We start from the raw sequence: 19173 nt of genomic DNA, 5'->3' as shown, positions 1-19173 counted from the left end.
GACAGAGCTTAAATAAGCCCCATGGATCAAGGTGATGAAGGCGACGGGCAAACGGCGAATGCGGAGTTTTCCATCCGCGTCGCCGCCGGCATCAATGCCTTCACCTGCGACGAGTGGAACGGCTTTACCGGCACAACCCGCAGCGACACAGAAAATGGCTATAACCCTCTCGTTTCATATGCTTTTCTGAGCGCGCTTGAAGATTCCGGCTGCGCCGTGCGGCGTACCGGCTGGCAAGGTCATCATCTCAGACTGGAAAATGCCCAAGGCAGATTGCTGGGCGCCGTGCCCTGCTATCTCAAATCGCACAGCCAGGGCGAATATGTCTTCGACCACGGCTGGTCCGATGCGTTCGAACGCGCCGGCGGCAACTACTATCCGAAACTGCAATGCGCCGTGCCGTTCTCTCCGGTCACCGGCCCTCGCCTGCTGGTCAGCAAGGGCGAGGACAGCGCCATTGTGAAGGCCGGTCTCGCAGCGGGCCTGAAGGCGGTGACGGAAAAGCTCGGCGTGTCCTCCGCGCATGTCACCTTCGCCAATGAAAGCGACGTTGCAACGCTGGAAGCAGCCGGCTTCCTGCACCGCACCGACCAGCAGTTCCATTTCTTCAACGAAGGCTTTTCGACCTATGACGACTTTCTCGCCACGCTGGCGTCGCGCAAGCGCAAGGCGATGAAGAAGGAGCGCCGCGAGGCGCTCGCCAACGGTATCTCGATCGACCGGCTGACCGGCAAGGACCTGACCGAAAAGGCGTGGGACGATTTCTTCGCCTTCTATATGGATACGGGCAGCCGCAAATGGGGCCGGCCCTACCTCAACCGCAAGTTCTTCTCGCTGATCGGCGAGCGCATGTCCCAGGACATCCTGTTGATCATGGCCAAGCGCAATGGCCGCTATGTCGCCGGCGCCATCAACTTCATCGGCTCCGGTGCGCTCTACGGCCGCAATTGGGGCTGCATCGAGGACCACCCGTTCCTGCATTTCGAAGTCTGCTACCATCAGGCCATCGACTTCGCCATCGAGCGCAAGCTGAAGGTGGTCGAGGCTGGCGCGCAGGGCGAGCACAAGCTGGCGCGCGGCTACCGTCCCGTGACCATGCATTCGGCACACTACATCGCACATCCCGGCCTGCGGAACGCTGTGGCCGACTATCTCCGGCGGGAACGCCGCGAGGTCGAGCGGATGGGCGAAATCCTGGAAGAGCATACGCCGTTCCGCAAGGATCTTGAGGAATAGCGATCCGCCCCTGCCCTCGCCTGTCGATATCGCCGGACCATCTTGCCGGTCCGGGACAGCTTCGCTACACCGGGAGCATACTCCCGGAGCGCCGCCATGACCGAGGCCTACGACCCCAGCAATATCTTCGCGAAGATCCTGCGCGGCGAAATCCCGTCGCACCGCGTCTACGAGGATGATGCCGTGGTCGCCTTCATGGATGTGATGCCGCAAGGCCCCGGTCACACGCTGGTGGTGCCCAAAGCACCGTCGCGCAATCTGCTCGACGCCGATCCGGCGACGCTCGGCCGGCTGTTCACCACGGTCCAGAAGGTGGCGCTGGCGGTCAAAAAGGCTTTCGGCGCTGACGGGGTCACCATCCTGCAGTTCAACGAACCGGCGTCTGGCCAGACCGTCTATCACCTTCATGTCCATGTCATCCCGCGGTTCGAAGGCATCGCCCTCAAGCCGCATACGGGGCAGATGGAGAAGCCCGAAGTGCTGACGGAGAACGCGGCCAGGATCCGGGCAGCGCTGAACGGTTGAGGTGGCGCGCGCCTCACGGCGATGCGCTCAGCCACAATCCACCACGTCGGTTAGGAAAATATCAAACCACGCCGTGATAACGTGCTCCGTACCGGGATGCGTTTGGGTTTTCAAAATCGTGGAACATTCGGTTGCGACATCAGAGCCGTTGGTAAAAGCAGCTGCCGGGCGGGCCTTTCTGCGCACCTTGGCGGACGCGTACCGGCGACACCGCCTGCTGCACGCGATGGCCATCGCTGCCCTGCTTTTGGCAGCCGCGGTCGGCCTGCGCACCGGAAACATGCCGGATTTCGGCGTGCTGGAAGACTATTCCCAATACCTTCTTTTCGCTTTCTGGATCGGTGGCTGCGCCTTCGCACTCGGCAGCTTTTTTCACCTTGCACTCATCAAGCGGGATCCTGAGCCGCTCGGCACTTTCCTGCGATCGATCGGCGGCGTCTTCGGCGACGCCGAGCGCAACGCCAACAGCCTGAATGGTCTGGCCGCGTGCATTGCGCTCATATCCGCTTTCGGTGTGTTGAAAGGCGCGGTCGCGATCCTTTCGCCATTCGCATGGGATCACGCATTGGCTCAGGCCGACCGGGTGCTGCATTTCGGCCGAGCGCCCCATGAATGGCTATGGTTTATCGTCCAGTCGCCGCTCGCCGTAAGATCGTTCAACCTGGCTTACAATTCCTGGTTCGTCGTCCTTATCGCCTCGGTCTTCATCGCTTGCATCACGCGCAGGGACACGAAGCTGCGTCACCAGTTCCTGATGAGCTTCATGCTCGTGTGGATACTGGCGGGTTTTTTCCTGGCGATGGGCCTGTCTTCGGCAGGGCCGTGCTTTTACGAGCGACTGGGGCTGGGCAGCGACTATCATTCCCTGATGCAAGCACTCGCCGCCGCCGATCGCATCTATCCGATCTGGGCGCTCAGCACGCAGGACATTGTGTGGAGCGGCTATATCGGGGCGACGCCAGGCAGTCTCGGCATATCCGCCTTCCCGTCCATGCATGTAGCGATGGCGGTGCTTTTCGCGCTTTATGCAACACGCCGCTCATGGTTGGCCGGCCTTTTGATGTGGGCATTCGCCGCAATCATCATGGTCGGCTCGGTCGTCCTTGGCTGGCATTATGCCGTGGATGGCTATGCAAGCGTTCTGATTTCGATCGCCATCTGGAAGGCGTGCGGGTACTTCCTGGGCAAGTTTGCACCCGAGGGCGTCGCCGCCTGACCTAACAACATCTGACCTGAAAAGCAGGGGCGCTGTGTCGGCAAACCGGCCAGCCAATGAAAAAGGGCCCGTCACCGGGCCCTTTTTTCATAGGCGAACTTTTTAGCTCTTGCGCGGCAGTTGCGGCACCAGGCTGCGCTTGCCGCCGTCCTTGCCCTTCGGCTCAGGCTCGTCCTTGCCCTTGGGCTGAGGCTTCTGCGCCACCGCCTTCTTGGCGACGGGCTTCTTGGCCACCGCCTTGCGGGCTTTCGGCGCCTCTTCCGGCTCCTGCTTCGGCTGCACCGGGGCTTCGTCGGCCAGTGATTCGAGCTTCAGGCCGGTTTCGCCGGTTTCCTTCTTCTCGACGGTGACGCGCACCGTGCCGCCCTTCTTGAGCTTGCCGAACAGCACCTCGTCGGCCAACGGCTTCTTGATGTGCTCCTGGATGACCCGGCCGAGCGGCCGCGCACCCATGCGCTCATCATAGCCCTTGTCGGCCAGCCAGGCGATCGCGTCGGACGACAGGTCGAAGGTGACGCCCCGCTCGGAGAGCTGGGCCTCGAGCTGCATGACGAACTTCTGCACCACCTGATGGATGACCGGCACCGGCAGCGAACCGAACGGGATGATCGCATCGAGACGGTTGCGGAACTCCGGCGTGAACAACCGGTTGATGGCCTCGACATCGTCGCCTTCGCGCTTGGTCGATCCGAAACCGATCGCCGCGCGCTGCGCATCGGATGCGCCCGCATTGGTGGTCATGATAAGGATGACATTGCGGAAGTCGATCTGCTTGCCGTTATGGTCGGTCAGCTTGCCGTGGTCCATGACCTGCAACAGGATGTTGAACAGGTCCGGATGCGCCTTCTCGACTTCATCCAGCAAGAGCACGCAGTGCGGATGCTGGTCGACCCCGTCGGTAAGCAGACCGCCCTGGTCGAAGCCGACATAGCCGGGAGGCGCGCCGATCAACCGCGAGACGGTGTGGCGTTCCATATATTCCGACATGTCGAAGCGGATCAGCTCGACGCCGAGCGAGGCAGCCAACTGCTTGGCGACTTCGGTCTTGCCGACGCCGGTCGGGCCTGAGAACAGGTAGGAGCCGATCGGCTTTTCCGGTTCGCGCAGGCCGGCACGTGCCAGCTTGATCGCCGAGGTCAGCGCGGTGATGGCGGTGTCCTGGCCATAGACGACGCGCTTCAGCTCGATGTCGAGGCCTTGCAGCACCTTCTCGTCGTCTGCCGAAACCGTCTTCGGCGGGATGCGGGCCATCGTGGCGATCGTGGCTTCGATCTCCTTGATGCCGATCGTCTTTTTGCGCTTGGCTTCCGGCACCAGCATCTGCGAGGCGCCCGTCTCGTCGATCACGTCGATCGCCTTGTCCGGCAGCTTGCGGTCGTTGATGTAGCGGGCCGACAGTTCCACCGAAGCCTTGATCGCCTCGTTGGTGAACTTCACCTTGTGGAATTCCTCATAATAGGGCTTGAGGCCCTTCATGATCTCGATGGCGTCCTCGATGGTCGGCTCGTTGACGTCGATCTTCTGGAAGCGCCGCACCAGAGCGCGGTCCTTCTCGAAGAACTGGCGGAACTCCTTGTAAGTGGTCGAGCCGATGCAGCGGATGGCACCCGAAGACAGCGCCGGCTTCAACAGGTTCGACGCATCCATCGCGCCGCCGGACGTCGCACCGGCGCCGATGACGGTGTGGATCTCGTCGATGAACAGCACGGCGCCGGGATAATCCTCTAGCTCCTTGACAACCTGCTTCAGCCGCTCTTCGAAATCGCCACGGTAGCGGGTGCCGGCCAGAAGCGTGCCCATGTCGAGCGCGAAAATGGTGGCGTCCTGCAGCACTTCGGGCACGTCGCCTTCGACGATGCGCTTGGCCAGACCTTCGGCAATCGCCGTCTTGCCGACGCCGGGATCGCCGACATAGAGCGGGTTGTTCTTGGAGCGGCGGCACAGCACCTGGATGGTGCGGTTGATTTCGCTCTCGCGGCCGATCAGCGGATCGATCTTGCCGGCCTTGGCCTTGTTGTTGAGGTTGACGCAATAAGCCGTCAGCGCATCCTGCTGCTGCTTCTTCTTGCCGCCTTCCTCCTGCGGCTCGGCGCCGTTCTGGCCGCCCTGCTCGTCATCGGCGCCGCGCGGCGAGCGCGTCTCCGATGCGCCGGGGCGCTTGGCGATGCCGTGCGAGATGTAGTTGACCGCGTCGTAGCGGGTCATCTGCTGTTCCTGCAGGAAATAAGCGGCATGGCTCTCGCGCTCGGCAAAGATGGCGACGAGCACGTTGGCGCCGGATACTTCCTCGCGGCCCGACGACTGCACATGGATCACCGCGCGCTGGATGACGCGCTGGAAGCCGGCGGTCGGCTTGGAATCCTCATCGTAGCCGGTGACGAGATTATCGAGCTCGGTGTCGATATAGGTCAGAACGGTGTGCTTCAGCTCGTCGAGATCGACGTTGCAGGCGCGCATGACGGCGGCCGCCTCCGTGTCGTCGATGAGGGCGAGCAGCAGATGTTCTAGGGTTGCATATTCATGGTGCCGCTCATTGGCGAGCGTCAGCGCCTGGTGAAGCGCCTTTTCCAGGCCTTGGGAGAAAGCCGGCATGTTACCTCACTTCTTCTCCATCACGCATTGCAGCGGATGCTGATTCTGTCGGGCGAAATCCATGACCTGAGACACTTTGGTCTCGGCCACCTCGAATGTATAGACCCCGCACTCTCCCACCCCATGATTGTGAACATGAAGCATGATGCGTGTGGCGGCTTCGCGGTCCTTTTGAAAAAAACGCTCCAGGACGTGAACCACGAACTCCATGGGCGTGTAGTCGTCGTTGAGGATGAGGACCCTGTAAAGGCTGGGCTTCTTGGTCTTGGTCTTCGTGCGCGTAATGACGGCTGTGCCGCGACCGGCCTCATTGCCGTCGCCGTCACTTTGCATCCGCACCACGCTTGTCGTGGCAGTCAAACCTGAAGTCACGTAGTCCTGCCTCTTTCGAATCCCCATGCGAGTTCGATATGTAGGTGTTCGATGGACGATTTTAAGCCCTTCTTGTTAGCTGACAATATGGCTAGGTGGGGAAACCGAGGCGATTTTCAAAATCGTGAACCGCCAAAGCCCCGGAATTGAACCGGCATGAAAAAACCCGGCCGCGCATCCGCGACCGGGTCTGTTTTGCAAGCCCGAAAGGCCGTGCCTGGTATTCTCGAGCGAAATTACTTCGCCTTGGCGACAATCGACTCGAAGGGCTTGTAAGCCTCCTTGGCGAGATCGGCATAGAGATCGCCGAACTTGGTCGCCTCGGCAACGAAGCTCTCATAGCTCTGCTTGGCGAAGTCGGACTGGATCTCGACCGCCTTTTCCAGCGACTTGGCGGAGAACAGCTTTTCGACCGCGGCGCTGCCGGCTTCGAAGCTCTTCTTGGTGTATTCGCCAGCTTCAGTGGCGATCGCCTGCGCGCCCTTAGAGAGCGAGGTGAAGCTCTTCAATCCGGTATCGGCAAACTCCTTGCCGTATTTCGAGAAGTCCTCGTAGGTCTGGGTCATTTGACGTTTCCCTTGGCGTTTTGAAGCGCCCTTGCCTGAGCGCGGTTGTGCAATGCACGAGAATATATTGTGCGCTGCACAAAAGTCAAGATTTCAGCGGCATCAGGCCGCGCTGCGCCGGCAACAGCTAAAATTCGAATAAAGAAAGGCTCAAGCCCGAGGAAAATGGTGAACGCGCCGGTTACCATAAACGGATTGGTAACGCTGGCCGCGATAGTTTGACGACAAGTGAGGTCGGATCCCTTTGCCGCCTCCATGGCAATGAGTTTCAAAGGAACTATCAGTGCGTCAGGCGTTGTCGGTCTTCGGTTCAAAATCCGCATCTTCCCTCAAAACGATCATGATCCTCGCTTTGGCGATGTCATTTGTCGTTGCGGATGCCGCGTCCTCGATGGCCGCCAGGTCTTCGGCGATCGTCGTCGACGCCAAGACCGGCAAGGTGCTTTATTCGTCCGATGCCAACGGCCGGCGCTACCCGGCGTCGCTGACCAAGATGATGACGCTCTATCTGACCTTCGAGGCCATGGCGAAGGGCCGGATCAGCAGGAACACGCCCGTGCCGTTCTCGGCCAAAGCGGCGGCCGAACCGCCGACCAAGCTCGGCGTCAAGGCGGGCGGAGCGGTTTCGGTCGAAACCGCCATCCTGTCGATGGTGACCAAGTCGGCCAATGATTCGGCGACCGCGCTCGGCGAACTGCTCGGCGGCAGCGAAAGCAATTTCGCCCGCATGATGACCGCGAAGGCGCGCGCGCTCGGCATGGACGGCACCGTGTTTCGCAATGCCAACGGCCTGCCCGATCCCGGCCAGTTCACAACCGCCCACGACATGGCGATGCTCGGCATAGCGCTCAGGGAACATTATCCGCAGTATTACGGCTATTTCTCGCAGCGCTCCTTCCTTTACGGCCGCCAGCGCATCAATGGCCACAACCGTCTGCTCGGCCGCATCAAGGGCGTCGACGGCATCAAGACCGGCTATACCCGCGCCTCCGGCTTCAACCTCGTCTCGTCGGTTTCGGATGGCAACCGCCGCCTCGTCGCCGTCGTCATGGGCGGCACTTCGGGGCGCAGCCGCGACAACCAGATGGCCGGCCTGATCAACGCCTACATGCCGCGCGCATCGACCCGCGGCGGCGGCGCCCTGGTCGCCAAGGCCGGCGGCGACAATCCGGTCAAGGCGCTGGCCAAGGTCTTCCTGCCCAAGCATGACGCGCCGACGCCGGATGGCAAGCCGATCGTTGAAGACGATGCCGTAGCGTCCAATGACGATCCGACATCCGCTGACGAGCAGTCTGCTGAAGGCCAGTCTGCCGACGAACAGACGGTGGCCGCGGTCGAAGAGCCCGCCCCCGTCGTCAAGACCAGGAAGGTCAAGACCGTCATCGTGACGGCGCCGAAGGTCGAAACTGCGCAGATTGTGGCTGCCTATGCCGAACCCACGCCTGTATCCCCACAGGCGGTCGACCCGGTCAACACGGCCTCGGTGCCGGCTGGTTGGGCGGTGCAGGTGGCGTCGTCGCCCAAGCAGTCCGAAGCCCAGGCTTTCCTCGACAAGACCGCCAAGCAGGCGCCCAAAGTTCTTGGGGCTGCTTCCGGTTTCACCGTCGCCTTCGAAAAGGATGGCGAGACCTATTACCGCGCCCGGTTCGGCGGCTTCCGCTCGAAGGACGCGGCCTGGAATGCCTGCAATGCCCTGAAGAAAAAGAAAATCGCCTGCTACGCCGTCCAACAGTAGGGCGGCGTCGGAACCATCTCCCGGAAATTTACTGCGTCGAAGGAGACTAGTTGTGATTGGAGAGCAAGACGTCCTTGGCTTCGTTGATCCGCGCCGCCAGGAAAGACGTGCCGCCGATGTCGGGGTGCAGGCGCTGCATCAGGCGGCGGTGCGCCTTGCGGACATCCGCCGCGGCGGCCCCCGCTTCAAGACCAAGGATCTTGTAGGCCTCCTCCTTAGTCATGGCGCCCGCACCTGGCGCAACACCCAGCCCTTCGCCACCGTTCGCCTCAGCGTCTTTGCGCCAGACGGGAAAACGGCCGTCAAGATACGTCTCTAGGAGCTGGCGGCTCTCCGGGTCGCCGGGGAGTTCGCGGTAAAGCTGCTGCAGCTCGGCCAGGCCCATCGCGCCCAGCATCTTGCCTTCATGGCGGCCGGCCAGAACCAGGCCTTCAAGCCCGCCCGTATCGTGATCAAGCTCCATTTCCAGTGCGGCGGTCCGCACCGTCGAGCGCTTGCCGGGCGCCGGCCCGACCGACGGCCCCTTCATTCGCATCGAACCGTACCAGGCAAGGGCCGCGGCCAGGATGAGGCCGGCAATGCCTTCGCGCCCGACCACCAGCACGGCAAGGCCAACCAGCGCCAGAAGCACCGGCCCGAGCGTGCGCATGCCGCTTGCCAGTTTTTGCGCATCGGCACGGACAAAGATCGTCGCCGCGCCGAGCAGCACCAGAAACAGTGCAACAAGTGCAATGATAGCGCCCATCAATTCCCGCCGCCCCTGAGATGCTCGATCAGCAGCCGATCTCCCGGCCTGTCCCTTGCCTCGAGCGCCTTCAATCCACCCGTCGCATAGACGGCAACCGCCGAAAGCAGCCCGGCCAAGGTCGCGGCAGCCCGCCGATCAAATCGGAACCAAGCCCCTTTGGACAGCCGCGCAATCTCCTTGAACGCCTTTTCTGCGCCGGGATCATGGCCTTCCTGGAAGACGAAGACGGGAACGCCGTGCAGACCGAGGCTGCCGGCCTTCTGCGCCAGGTCGTCGATATCCTCTTCCATGGCGTCGCCGATATAGACCAGAGCATTGACCTTGGCCGCCGCCGTTTCCTTCAGCGCATGCGCCAGCACCTTGCCGATCTGGGTGTGGCCGGCACGGCAGTCGATCCGCGTCATCAGCTGCTTCAGGGCATTGGTGTCGGCGACAAAAGCCGACGAGCGGCACTCGCCCAACCCGCGAAAATAGGCCAGTTGGACGCTGAGAGTTCCGGCCTTGCCGACGGCGTCGAACATTTCGCCCTGCAGCTTGGTGGCGAGATCCCAGGTCGGCTGGCGGCTCATCGTGGCGTCGAGCGCAAGGATCAGCCGCCCGGAGCCGGTCGCGGACGCGGCAAGCGTCCGGGCCTGACGGATAAAGGCGTCGATCTCGCCGGCATTGGATTGAGGCTTGACCGGCGCAGGATCGGCCCTGGCGGGCACGCGCTGCTTCTTGTCGCTCATAGGAAGCAAGATGTGGCGTTGTCGGCCCCCTTGCAAGTCCAGCCTTGGACAAGATGAAGGGCCAGCGCTCGACGCTCTGGGAGAAGCGGCCGCGCCCTTGGCTCTACAGCAAGCCCAGATCGGCGAGCTCGCGCTTCAGTTTCGGCGGCATCTCGACCATTCCGGCCTTGCCCTTGCCGATATCGGCGGGCGCATCCGAAGGTTTGAGATAACGCCAGCCCTGGAAGGCGCGGCGCGGCTGCCAGTCGGTGCGCACGACGTCGAGGTCGAGCATCAGGCGGCAACGGCCGATGCCTTCGTCGTCGGTGAAGGGCCTGATATCAGTGATCAGCTGGCGGCATTGCACGCTGCCCTTGATCACCCAATAAAGCGAACCGCCATCGGTGACCTCGGCGCCGCGCGTCGGCACCATGCGGGTTGTGTGCCAGTGCTCGGCGGGTTCGCCGGCGCGGCGGCGCTCATCGAGGCGGAAGGCGATCCATTCTTCGAGGTCCTCGACGCTGTCGCAACCGACGCACAGTTTTAGGAGATTGAGTGCCATCGCTTAAGGTTTAGTCCGGCGCGCGATTGCGTCAACGGCCCTGCCCGACTTCTCCACAGTGCCAGTGGCGTTGCGCGGTCAGCATTCCACGACATTGACGGCGAGCCCACCAAGGCTGGTTTCCTTGTACTTCTCGTTCATGTCGAGGCCCGTCTGGCGCATTGTTTCGATTGCGGCGTCGAGCGGCACGAAATGGACGCCGTCGCCCTTGATCGCCAGAGAGGCGGCGGTGACCGCCTTGACGGCGCCGAGCGCGTTGCGCTCGATGCAAGGCACCTGGACCAGACCGCCGACCGGATCGCAAGTCATGCCGAGATGATGTTCGAGCGCGATTTCGGCGGCGTTCTCGACCTGCTCGGGCGTGCCGCCCATGACGGCGCAGAGACCCGCGGCAGCCATCGCCGAGGCCGAGCCGACCTCGCCCTGGCAGCCGACTTCGGCGCCGGAGATCGAGGCATTGGTCTTGATGATGCCGCCGACGGCGGCGGCCGTGAGCAGGAAGTCGCGGATGCTCGGCTGGTCGGCCTCGGGGTGGAAATGCAGCCAGTAACGCAGCACCGCCGGCAATGTGCCGGCCGCGCCATTGGTCGGCGCGGTGACGACGCGTCCACCGGCGGCGTTCTCTTCGTTCACCGCCATGGCGTAGATCGACAGCCAGTCATTGGCCAGCAAAGGGTTGGGCTTGTTCTGCTGCCATTGCTCCTGCAGCTTGTCGTGCAGCATGCGGGCACGACGGCGCACTTTCAGCCCGCCCGGCATGATGCCGTCCTGCGACAGGCCGCGGTCGATGCAGCCCTTCATGGCGCCCCAGATCGCATCGAGGCCGCTGTCGAGCTCCTCGCGCGACATATGCGTCTCTTCATTGATGCGCTTCATGTCGGCGATAGACAGGCCGCTTTTGCCTGCCATCTTCAGCATCTCGACGGCGTTCTTGAAGGGATAGGGCACCTTCTTGCCTTCTGTGGTCACCGAGCCCTTCACCTTCATCCGCTGCAGCTCTTCCTCGGACACCACGAAGCCGCCGCCGATGGAATAATAGATGCGCTTGAGCAGCAGCCGGTCGCCGGCATCGTAAGCGTAGAAGGTCATGCCGTTGGCGTGGCCGGCGAGCGGCGTCTTGCGGTCGAGCACCAGATCCGTCGCCGGGTCGAAGCGATAGGAGGGATGGCCGTGTGGCGATATCCGCTTCTCGGCGGCGATGCGCGTGGCGATGCCCTCGGCCTGATCGGGATCGACCGTCTTCGGTGTCAGGCCGGCAAGGCCGAGGACAACGGCGCGATCCGAGCCATGGCCGATACCGGTATAGGCGAGCGAACCGTGCAGGCTGGCGCCCAGACGATCAACTTTCGCGCCGGCCGGGCGCGGCCAGTCATCTCCGGCGATCTCGTCGAGAAACCGCCACGCCGCCGTCATCGGTCCCATCGTGTGCGAACTCGACGGTCCGATGCCGATCTTGAACAAGTCGAAAACCGAAAGAAACACGGTGCGCCGTCTCCGGGAATGGGATCAAGACCTACATATAGGATTTTCCATGATGTTTGTGCTGTTTTGCGGATTGCGGCGCTGCACCTGCCGACCTTGTTTGCTCCGGCAGCGACATCCCCGGCTGAAAGCGCGTCGCGCTGAAACGGATTCATGCGACGCGCTTTAAGTTCTTGTTTCAATGCATATCGTTGTCCCAGAACCGCAGCTCACTTCTGGGCGGCATGCATTGGAGCATCGAACTGACCGCTTTGCCTGTGGTAAAAGGGGGCATGGGCGATTCCTTCCATCTGTCGACGGCTGATCTGGCGGCGCTGGCTTTCTTCCTGCTCGCATGGTTGCTGCATACGCTGGCGTCCGACGGCAGACTGGTCAGCCGGGTGTCGTTGACGATGGCCATGAACGTGCAGCGCGAGGCCTGGATGCGCACCATGGCCGAGCGCGAAATCCGCATCGTCGACACCGCCATCATGAGCGGCCTGCAGCAAGGCACCGCCTTTTTCGCCTCCAGTTCGCTGATTGCGCTCGGTGGCTGTTTCGCGCTGCTTGGCGCCTCGGATCAGGTCCTTGCCGTGCTGAACGACCTGCCGTTGAACGCGACCTCATCGCGCTCCGCCTTTCAGATCAAGGTCTTTGGCCTGGTGCTGATCCTGGCCTTCGCCTTCTTCAAGTTCGGCTGGGCCTACCGTCTCTTCAACTACTGCACGATCCTGATCGGCGCGGTGCCGATCCCCTATGGCGAGGCGTCACGCAACCCGGTCAGCGAAACGGCGGTGTGGCGCGCGGCGCGCATGAACATGCTGGCCGGCAAGCATTTCAATTCAGGCCTGCGCGCGGTGTTCTTCTCGATCGGCTATCTCGGCTGGTTCGTCGACCCGATCGTGTTCGTGCTGTCGACGCTGCTGCTTCTGGCGGTGCTGGTGCGGCGCCAGTTCTTTTCAGCGGCGCGACAAGCGGTGATCGGTCAGCCGCCCGGGCCGGGGAAAAGCTGGTCGATCCGGCCCGATAGCCAATAGGCGGCGAGCCCGATCCATTCGCGGATCGCCATGGTCGTGGTCTGCAGCGAATCGGGTGCGTTGTCGCGAAACAGGCCAAAGCCTTCCTTGCCCGAGGTGCGATAGTCGACAGGCCACGGGACCGTCTGAAAGCCGGCCTTGTCGAACAGCGCCTTGGCGCGCGGCATGTGGAAGGCGGAGGTCACCAGCAGCCAGGTCTCGCCCGGTTTCGGCGTTACCAGTTCCTTGGTGAAGACCGCATTCTCATAGGTGTTGCGGGATTTGTTCTCGAGCATCAGGCGATCGGCGTCGACGCCAAGCGCACCGAGCAGGCGCGGCGCGGTGGCCGCATCGCCCTCGCCATCGATGAACAGTTCACCGGTGCCGCCGGAGATAACCACTTTCGCCTCGGGAAAGCGCCGGGCAATGATCGCCGCCTCGACCATGCGGTCGCCGCCCGAATTCAGCTCATAGCCGCCGCGCGCCAGGTTGATGGCGCCCTCGAAGCCGCCGCCGAGCACGACGATGCCGTCGACCTTCCGCGGCAGCGGCGGCTTTGGGAAGCGCTCTTCGAGCGGATTGAGCATCATGGCGCCAAGCGACGTCCAGGCCGACAACGCCAGAATCAGGAAGGCGAACACACTGCCCGCCGCCGCCAATCGCCGGCGGCCGATCAGCGCCGCGAGCAAGCCGGCAAGCAGCAGGAAGATCGCCAGGTTGAGTGGTTGGACGAAGAACCAGAATATCTTGGAGAGATAGAAGAACATTGCCTGCCTATCTCCAGCTCAAATTGTGACGGCCGATGAAGTGCTCGACCGCACTCGCTGCCGCTTCCGCTTCGAGGCGGCTTAACTCCCTGCCGAAAACAAGGACGCCGTTCGCGTTGGTTAAGCTGATGACTTCCGACAGTTCCACTTCGTCCGTGGGATAGGTGTGGTCGAGGATTTCGACCCTAAGATGCCCTTTCAAAGGCAGTGACCACCGATTTCGCAAAGAACCCCTCACCGAGCGCACGGCTGCGGTGTCGGTCAGCCGCAGGGTTTCCCTGCCGAACACCCGCCAGATGAAATCCTTGCCCAGGAAATAGGTGAAGAGGGCAATGACCGCCACGAAGGACAGCAGGCCGAGCGTGCCGCTGGTGAGCGTTGCGGACGACATATCCGTCAATCCCATGTAGCCGGTGTAGGCGACGATCGCGGCCCCGATCAGGACAAAGACTGTCCTGAAATCCGAGGTGCGTGGCGGGTTCGCGATCAGCAGTTCGTTTCCCGTCTCGACGATGGAAATGCGAGACGGAGGCGGCATGCTACCACCACTTCTCCGGCTGGAAGGTTCCCGCCGCCTGCTCGATGACGGCGGCTGTCTGGAACAGGGTTTCCTCGTCGAAGGGACGGCCAATCAGCTGCAGGCCGAGCGGCAGGCCCTTGGCATCGAGGCCGGCAGGCACGGCAATGCCCGGCAGTCCGGCCATGTTCACGGTCACCGTGAAAATGTCGTTGAGGTACATTTTCACCGGATCGGCGGCCATGTCCTCGTCAGCGATGCCGAAGGCGGCCGACGGCGTCGCCGGCGTCAGGATGACGTCGACGCCGTCGGCAAAAACCGTCTCGAAGTCGCGCTTGATCAAATTGCGCACCTTCTGCGCCTGCAGATAGTAGGCATCGTAATAGCCCGCCGACAGCACATAGGTGCCGATCATGATGCGACGCTTGACCTCCCGACCGAACCCGGCGGCTCGGGTCTTTTCGTACATGTCGACAATGTCCTGGCCCGGCACGCGCAGGCCGTAGCGGACGCCGTCATAGCGCGCCAGATTGGATGACGCTTCGGCGGGCGCAACGATATAATAAGCCGGCAAAGCGTATTTGGTGTGCGGCAGCGAGATGTCGACGATCTCGGCGCCGGCATCCCTGAGCCAGGCAATGCCCTTCTGCCACAGCGCCTCGATCTCTTCCGGCATGCCGTCGACGCGGTATTCCCGGGGAATGCCGACCTTCATGCCCCTGATCGGTTTGCCGATCGCCGCCTCGTAATCCGGCACCGGCCGGTCGACGGAAGTGGTGTCCTTGGGGTCGACCGAGGCCATGGACTTCAGCATGATCGCGGCATCGCGCACGTCCCGGGCGATCGGGCCGGCCTGATCGAGCGACGAAGCGAAGGCGACGATGCCCCAGCGCGAGCAGCGGCCATAGGTCGGCTTGATGCCGACGGTGCCGGTGAAGGCGGCTGGCTGGCGGATCGAGCCGCCGGTGTCGGTGGCGGTGGCGCCGGCGCACAGGAAAGCCGAGACGGCGGAAGCCGAGCCCCCCGAGGAGCCGCCGGGCACCAGTTGGGCATTGTCCAGCGTGCGCGCGGTCTTGGTGCCGCCGGCCGAAACGAAACCGCCATCGCCCTGATGCGTGGTCGGCATCACCACCGTGTCGAGGCGCGAACGCCGCCACGGATTGACGACAGGGCCGTAATAGGAGGTCTCGTTGGACGAGCCCATGGCGAACTCGTCCATGTTAAGCTTGCCCAGCATGACGGCGCCGTCTGCCCACAGATTGGCGGTGACGGTCGATTCGTAGCGCGGCTTGAAGCCGTCCAGCACATGGCTGCAGGCCTGGGTGTGGATACCTTCGGTGCCGAACAGGTCCTTGATGCCGAGCGGGATGCCTTCCAGCGCACCGCCCTGGCCCTTGGCGAGCCTGGCGTCGGAAGCTTTGGCCATATCGCGCGCCTTGTCGCCGGTGACGACGATGTAGGCATTGAGCACCGGATTGGCGCGCTCGATGGCACCGAGATAGGCCTCGGTGATTTCGACGGCAGAAATCTCCTTGGCGCGCAGCTTGGCGCGCGCCTGCGAAATTGTCAGATGGGTCAGTTCGCTCATCAAAGGCTCTTTTCGTAAAACACCGACCACTCGGAATCGGGATAATCCAGCACCGGCCCGCAGCGCGAGAAGCCGGCGCGTTCATAGACGGTCCAGGCGGCGGGATGGCGGTCGCCGGTTTCCAGCACCAGACGCTTCAGCCCTTCGCTGCGCGCCAGCGTTTCGACATGTTCGACGATCTTGGCGCCGATCTTCCTGCCCCGATGCGAAGGCCGCGTGTACATACGCTTGACCTCACCGACGCGGGCATCATGGCGCTTCAGCGCGCCGCAACCGATGGCTTGCCCGTCTTCGCGGGCGATGAACACGGTGGTGTCGTCGCCAGCCATCTGCTCGACCGTCAGATGGTAGCAATGCTCCGGCGGCGTCAGTTCGAGCAGCGTCGCGTTGAGTTCCTCGACCAAAGCGCGGACATCGTCCTGCAGCGGCGTTTCGACGGCGATCTCGATTGCCATCGGCCAGCTACTCCACGACCTTCGGCACGAGGAAGAAATTCTCGTCAGTGGCCGGCGCGTTGGCGACGATATCGGCAGCCTTGTTGCCGTCGGTGACGATGTCTTGGCGCTTCTTCATCTCCATCGGGGTCACCGATGTCATCGGTTCGACGCCGGAGACATCGACCTCGTTCAGCTGCTCGACAAAGCCCAGAATGGCGTTCAGCTCGCCGGTCATGCGCTCGGCATCCTCCTCGCTCACCGCAATGCGGGCGAGACGCGCGACGCGCTTCACAGTTTGCAGATCAACGGACATGTCTTTAGCCTTTGGGAAAACCAGATGGCGCTATAGCGGCGTGGCGCGTGCCGCGCAACATCGATCGTGCTTGGGGATAGAGCCCGTTCATGCCAGGGCGGCATTTCAGCCTAGGGCAGCGATACACCCTCGCACAGATAATAGCTGCCGCCATTGCCGGCCTGCTCGCCTTCGTCGGCGGTCGGGCGCACCGAGACGATGTCGATTTGGGTCGCGTTCATCTGCGTGATCGACAGTATATCGGGAAAGAGAAAGCCCGGCTCCTGGCAGATGGCAGTGACCGCCCAGCTCGGCGAGCGCGTCGCCTTGGTGACCTGGACGAACTCGCAATTATACTCGACGCTTTGCAGGCCGTCCGCCGACAAGATGACATTGCCGGTGTCAATCAGCGTCTGCAGCGTGTCCTTTTTGGCTTGCGCGCAAAGCTCCTGGGTCTGGAGGTAAACGCCCTTGATGAAGTCCTCGGCGGCGGATGCGGGCGACGCAGCGACCAGCATCGAAACGCAAAGAGTCTCTCTCAAACCCATGGTTTAATTCCCCTTTGCGACAAGGGATCGTTTCAACGATCGCTCTATAGTGTGATCGTTTGGCCGATGGCTGGCAAGGCTACGTCGACACCTGATCCTTCGAGGCCGGCCACGAACTTCTCCGCCGTCGCGTCGATGATCGGGAAGGTGCCGAAGTGGCATGGCACGACGGTGTCGAAGTGGAAGAAGCGCCGGCAGGCCAGGGCCGCCACCGCGCCGCCCATGGTGAAGCGGTCGCCGACCGGCACGAGGCCGATCTTCGGCTCATGCAATTCCTCGATCAGCGCCATATCGGAGAAGATGTCGGTGTCGCCCATATGGTAGAGCGTCTTGTCCTCCGGGAAATGCAGGACCAGCCCGTTGGGATTGCCGAGGTAGACGTTCTGGCCGCCATCGAGCCCAAACGACGAGGAATGCAGTGCCTGCACGAATGTGGTGGTGAAGGCACCGCAATCGACGGTGCCGCCATGATTGCCGGGATTGATCTTCTTGCCGTCGACGCCCTTGCCGACCAGGTACATGCAGATCTCGTAATTGGCGACCAGCTGGGCGCCGCTCTTCTTCAGCACCTCCACCGCGCCGCTGACATGATCACTGTGGCCGTGGGTCAGAAGCACATGGGTGACGCCTTCCGCCGGCCCCTCCCAGCCGCTCGTCCATGATGGGTTGCCGACGAGATAGGGGTCGATCAGGATGTTCGCGCCTGATGTCTCGACGCGGAAGGCGGAATGTCCGTACCAGGTCAATTTCATCGATCGTGTTCCTCGATTTTGGTTGCGCCGGAAGATAGAACGCCGGCAGCAAAATTAAAGTGACATAGTGTGCTCGCGGTTCAAAAGAACGTGTCGCGCTCTTTGTGACGGCAAGTCTGGGTCACGGTTAGACTGGGTCACGGTAAAACTGGTTGGGGAAAGCCGTTGGGCATCATAGCAATCGAGGATCTGCCGGCACGGCTGGAGGGCGGCAGGACGCTGGCCGGGCTCGACCTCGGCGACAAGACGATCGGTGTCGCCGTTTCCGACCGCGGCCTGTCCTTCGCCCATCCGCGCGCGGTCATCCTGCGCAAAAAGTTTTCGCTGGATGCGGCAGCGCTGCTCGCCCAGCTGCAGAAGGACAATGTCGGCGCGTTTGTACTCGGTCTCCCCATCAACATGGACGGTTCGGAAGGTCCCCGCGCCCAGAAGTCGCGCGCCTTCGTGCGCAACATGGCAGGTATAACCGACCTGCCCTTTGTGCTGTGGGACGAGCGGCTGTCGACGGTGGCGGCGGAGCGGACGCTGATCGAGATGGATTTCTCGCGCCGAAAGCGCGCCGGCAAGATCGATTCGGCGGCTGCGGCCTTTATTCTGCAGGGAGTTCTGGACCGGCTCCAGTCGCTTGACCCACGCGATCGGACGGAACCGGATTCCCCGCCTGCCGCCTGACCCAGGCCATGATGTTGCGGCGGCGGCGAAACGCCCACAATGCCATCAGCAGGAAGCCGTCGAAGATGCAGGCCCTTGCCACCATGCCCGGAATGATCGCCGGATCGATGCCCAGCATCTGCCCGTAGAGCTGAAACACGAAATCATGCAGCTGCCGGCTGAGCATGACGTAGCCGAAATTGATGTCGTTGAGCGACAGGAAGAACCAGCCCCAGAACAGAGCGAGTGGCGCGGCCCACAATGCGAACAGCGTGCGCATCAGTGACCGTCCCTGCGGCTGGAGCCGCCTCTGCGACCGCTGGGACCAATGTCCGGACGGCCGGAAATGCGCGATAGCAAGGAGCCGTGCGCGGCACCCTTGGCCATGGCATGGGCGGTGGCGCGGCTCTCTGCCTCCCGAGAAACCATGACAGCGAAGACCGACCTCCGCTCGGCCAGCATGGCGACATAGGAGGCCAGAAGTGCCGCCAATTGCACGGCGACAACCAAAAACAGGCCGTTGATGCCTCGCGCTGCGCCGCCGATCAGGATGAGCGACAACACCGCGGATGCCGAAATGAAGGCGGTCCGCGCCACACTGTCGGCTTCGTCCGGGCTCGCTGCGGCGTTAACCAGGCTCTCGACGAAGACCCAGCAAAACAGCACCGCCACGACCAGCAAGGCGATGGCCAGCGGCGCCACGACGGCAGCATTGTCGAGATCGGCCAGACGAGTGTTTTCCACGACGACGCCGAGCACGCCCAGAGCGCCCGCAACGCCGCGGTTTCCATCGACACAGATGAACGCCAGCAGGGCGAAAACCAGCGCCCAGTGCAAGGCCAGAAAGGACGTCAAAATGTGCCGCATGGCATTCCTGCTTTGGTG

The 19173-nt window shown here is 62.6% G+C and carries 23 protein-coding genes; 6 read left to right on the top strand and 17 right to left on the bottom strand.

From position 1 onward, the window contains the following. Positions 1-21: 21 nt before the first annotated feature. From X750_RS140630 to X750_RS140640, 3 genes are all read left to right on the top strand, one after another. Positions 22-1236 (top strand): GNAT family N-acetyltransferase, encoded by a 1215-nt coding sequence (locus X750_RS140630; protein ID WP_023748395.1) that lies wholly within the window; start codon positions 22-24, stop codon positions 1234-1236. Positions 1237-1332: 96 nt separating this feature from the next. Next, positions 1333-1761, top strand: coding sequence for an HIT family protein (locus X750_RS140635; RefSeq protein ID WP_023693438.1), 429 nt, complete (start codon positions 1333-1335; stop codon positions 1759-1761). A gap of 1 nt (position 1762) precedes the next feature. Then, a complete protein-coding gene (locus X750_RS140640; protein WP_245271904.1) occupies positions 1763-2977 on the top strand; it encodes a phosphatase PAP2 family protein in 1215 nt (404 codons plus the stop codon). Between the two features lie 102 nt (positions 2978-3079). On the opposite strand, the gene clpA is transcribed toward X750_RS140640, so the two are convergent. The 4 genes from clpA to X750_RS1000000166010 form a co-directional block, all read right to left on the bottom strand. Further along, the gene (clpA, locus tag X750_RS140645) at positions 3080-5569 is read right to left on the bottom strand and encodes an ATP-dependent Clp protease ATP-binding subunit ClpA (RefSeq protein ID WP_023671013.1); all 2490 of its coding nucleotides are present in this window, start codon (positions 5567-5569) and stop codon (positions 3080-3082) included. Between the two features lie 6 nt (positions 5570-5575). Then, on the bottom strand, positions 5576-5902 hold the full coding sequence (clpS, locus tag X750_RS140650; protein ID WP_023671012.1) for an ATP-dependent Clp protease adapter ClpS: 327 nt from the start codon (positions 5900-5902) through the stop codon (positions 5576-5578). Between the two features lie 275 nt (positions 5903-6177). Then, on the bottom strand, positions 6178-6507 hold the full coding sequence (locus tag X750_RS140655; protein ID WP_023671011.1) for a phasin family protein: 330 nt from the start codon (positions 6505-6507) through the stop codon (positions 6178-6180). Beyond that, the gene (locus tag X750_RS1000000166010) at positions 6504-6779 is read right to left on the bottom strand and encodes a hypothetical protein (RefSeq protein WP_155927172.1); all 276 of its coding nucleotides are present in this window, start codon (positions 6777-6779) and stop codon (positions 6504-6506) included. The genes X750_RS140655 and X750_RS1000000166010 overlap by 4 nt, the downstream gene beginning before the upstream one ends. Positions 6780-6790: 11 nt before the next feature. Here X750_RS1000000166010 and X750_RS140660 point away from each other — a divergent pair, with 11 nt between their 5' ends. Continuing rightward, complete coding sequence (locus X750_RS140660) at positions 6791-8242, top strand: D-alanyl-D-alanine carboxypeptidase (RefSeq protein ID WP_023745120.1); 1452 nt, start codon at positions 6791-6793, stop codon at positions 8240-8242. A 46-nt stretch (positions 8243-8288) separates the two neighbouring features. On the opposite strand, the gene X750_RS140665 is transcribed toward X750_RS140660, so the two are convergent. The 4 genes from X750_RS140665 to X750_RS140680 all read right to left on the bottom strand — a co-directional run bounded on the left by X750_RS140665 (position 8289) and on the right by X750_RS140680 (position 11741). Continuing rightward, a complete protein-coding gene (locus tag X750_RS140665; RefSeq protein WP_023748391.1) occupies positions 8289-8987 on the bottom strand; it encodes a DnaJ domain-containing protein in 699 nt (232 codons plus the stop codon). After that, positions 8987-9718 (bottom strand): hypothetical protein, encoded by a 732-nt coding sequence (locus X750_RS140670; RefSeq protein ID WP_023748390.1) that lies wholly within the window; start codon positions 9716-9718, stop codon positions 8987-8989. Before X750_RS140670 ends, X750_RS140665 begins: the two co-directional genes overlap by 1 nt. Before the next feature lie 103 nt (positions 9719-9821). After that, complete coding sequence (locus X750_RS140675; RefSeq protein ID WP_023671006.1) at positions 9822-10259, bottom strand: DUF1489 family protein; 438 nt, start codon at positions 10257-10259, stop codon at positions 9822-9824. Positions 10260-10337: 78 nt separating this feature from the next. Continuing rightward, positions 10338-11741 (bottom strand): L-serine ammonia-lyase, encoded by a 1404-nt coding sequence (locus tag X750_RS140680; protein WP_023706221.1) that lies wholly within the window; start codon positions 11739-11741, stop codon positions 10338-10340. Between the two features lie 272 nt (positions 11742-12013). Here X750_RS140680 and X750_RS140685 point away from each other — a divergent pair, with 272 nt between their 5' ends. Next, complete coding sequence (locus tag X750_RS140685) at positions 12014-12757, top strand: DUF599 domain-containing protein (protein WP_023671004.1); 744 nt, start codon at positions 12014-12016, stop codon at positions 12755-12757. On the opposite strand, the gene X750_RS140690 is transcribed toward X750_RS140685, so the two are convergent. From X750_RS140690 to X750_RS140720, 7 genes are all read right to left on the bottom strand, one after another. Next, on the bottom strand, positions 12706-13503 hold the full coding sequence (locus X750_RS140690; RefSeq protein ID WP_023748389.1) for a YdcF family protein: 798 nt from the start codon (positions 13501-13503) through the stop codon (positions 12706-12708). The genes X750_RS140685 and X750_RS140690 overlap by 52 nt on opposite strands. Positions 13504-13510: 7 nt before the next feature. After that, positions 13511-14041 (bottom strand): hypothetical protein, encoded by a 531-nt coding sequence (locus X750_RS140695; protein WP_023748388.1) that lies wholly within the window; start codon positions 14039-14041, stop codon positions 13511-13513. 1 nt (position 14042) lies between these two features. Beyond that, positions 14043-15608 carry an amidase family protein gene (locus X750_RS140700; RefSeq protein ID WP_023693429.1) on the bottom strand — a complete coding sequence of 522 codons (1566 nt, stop codon included), beginning with the start codon at positions 15606-15608 and terminating at the stop codon, positions 14043-14045. Then, positions 15608-16063, bottom strand: a complete 456-nt coding sequence (locus tag X750_RS140705; protein ID WP_023748387.1) for a GNAT family N-acetyltransferase — start codon at positions 16061-16063, stop codon at positions 15608-15610. Before X750_RS140705 ends, X750_RS140700 begins: the two co-directional genes overlap by 1 nt. A gap of 7 nt (positions 16064-16070) precedes the next feature. Next, a complete protein-coding gene (gatC, locus tag X750_RS140710; protein ID WP_023670999.1) occupies positions 16071-16358 on the bottom strand; it encodes an Asp-tRNA(Asn)/Glu-tRNA(Gln) amidotransferase subunit GatC in 288 nt (95 codons plus the stop codon). A gap of 110 nt (positions 16359-16468) precedes the next feature. Then, positions 16469-16885, bottom strand: coding sequence for a hypothetical protein (locus tag X750_RS140715; protein WP_023670998.1), 417 nt, complete (start codon positions 16883-16885; stop codon positions 16469-16471). A 44-nt stretch (positions 16886-16929) separates the two neighbouring features. Continuing rightward, on the bottom strand, positions 16930-17637 hold the full coding sequence (locus X750_RS140720; RefSeq protein WP_023670997.1) for a metal-dependent hydrolase: 708 nt from the start codon (positions 17635-17637) through the stop codon (positions 16930-16932). Between the two features lie 165 nt (positions 17638-17802). Between X750_RS140720 and ruvX the strand changes: the two genes are divergently transcribed. Beyond that, positions 17803-18309 carry a Holliday junction resolvase RuvX gene (gene ruvX, locus X750_RS140725; protein WP_023688595.1) on the top strand — a complete coding sequence of 169 codons (507 nt, stop codon included), beginning with the start codon at positions 17803-17805 and terminating at the stop codon, positions 18307-18309. Here ruvX and X750_RS0133550 read toward each other — a convergent pair. Together X750_RS0133550 and X750_RS140730 are read right to left on the bottom strand one after the other, a co-directional pair. Continuing rightward, positions 18227-18568, bottom strand: coding sequence for a DUF6105 family protein (locus tag X750_RS0133550; RefSeq protein ID WP_023670995.1), 342 nt, complete (start codon positions 18566-18568; stop codon positions 18227-18229). The two genes, ruvX and X750_RS0133550, sit on opposite strands and share 83 nt — an antisense overlap. Further along, the gene (locus tag X750_RS140730) at positions 18568-19155 is read right to left on the bottom strand and encodes a hypothetical protein (protein WP_023726664.1); all 588 of its coding nucleotides are present in this window, start codon (positions 19153-19155) and stop codon (positions 18568-18570) included. Before X750_RS140730 ends, X750_RS0133550 begins: the two co-directional genes overlap by 1 nt. Positions 19156-19173 lie beyond the last annotated feature (18 nt).

Source organism: Mesorhizobium sp. LNJC391B00, from assembly GCF_000502535.1.
Taxonomy (GTDB): domain Bacteria; phylum Pseudomonadota; class Alphaproteobacteria; order Rhizobiales; family Rhizobiaceae; genus Mesorhizobium.
This window is presented reverse-complemented; position numbering and strand designations above follow the sequence as displayed.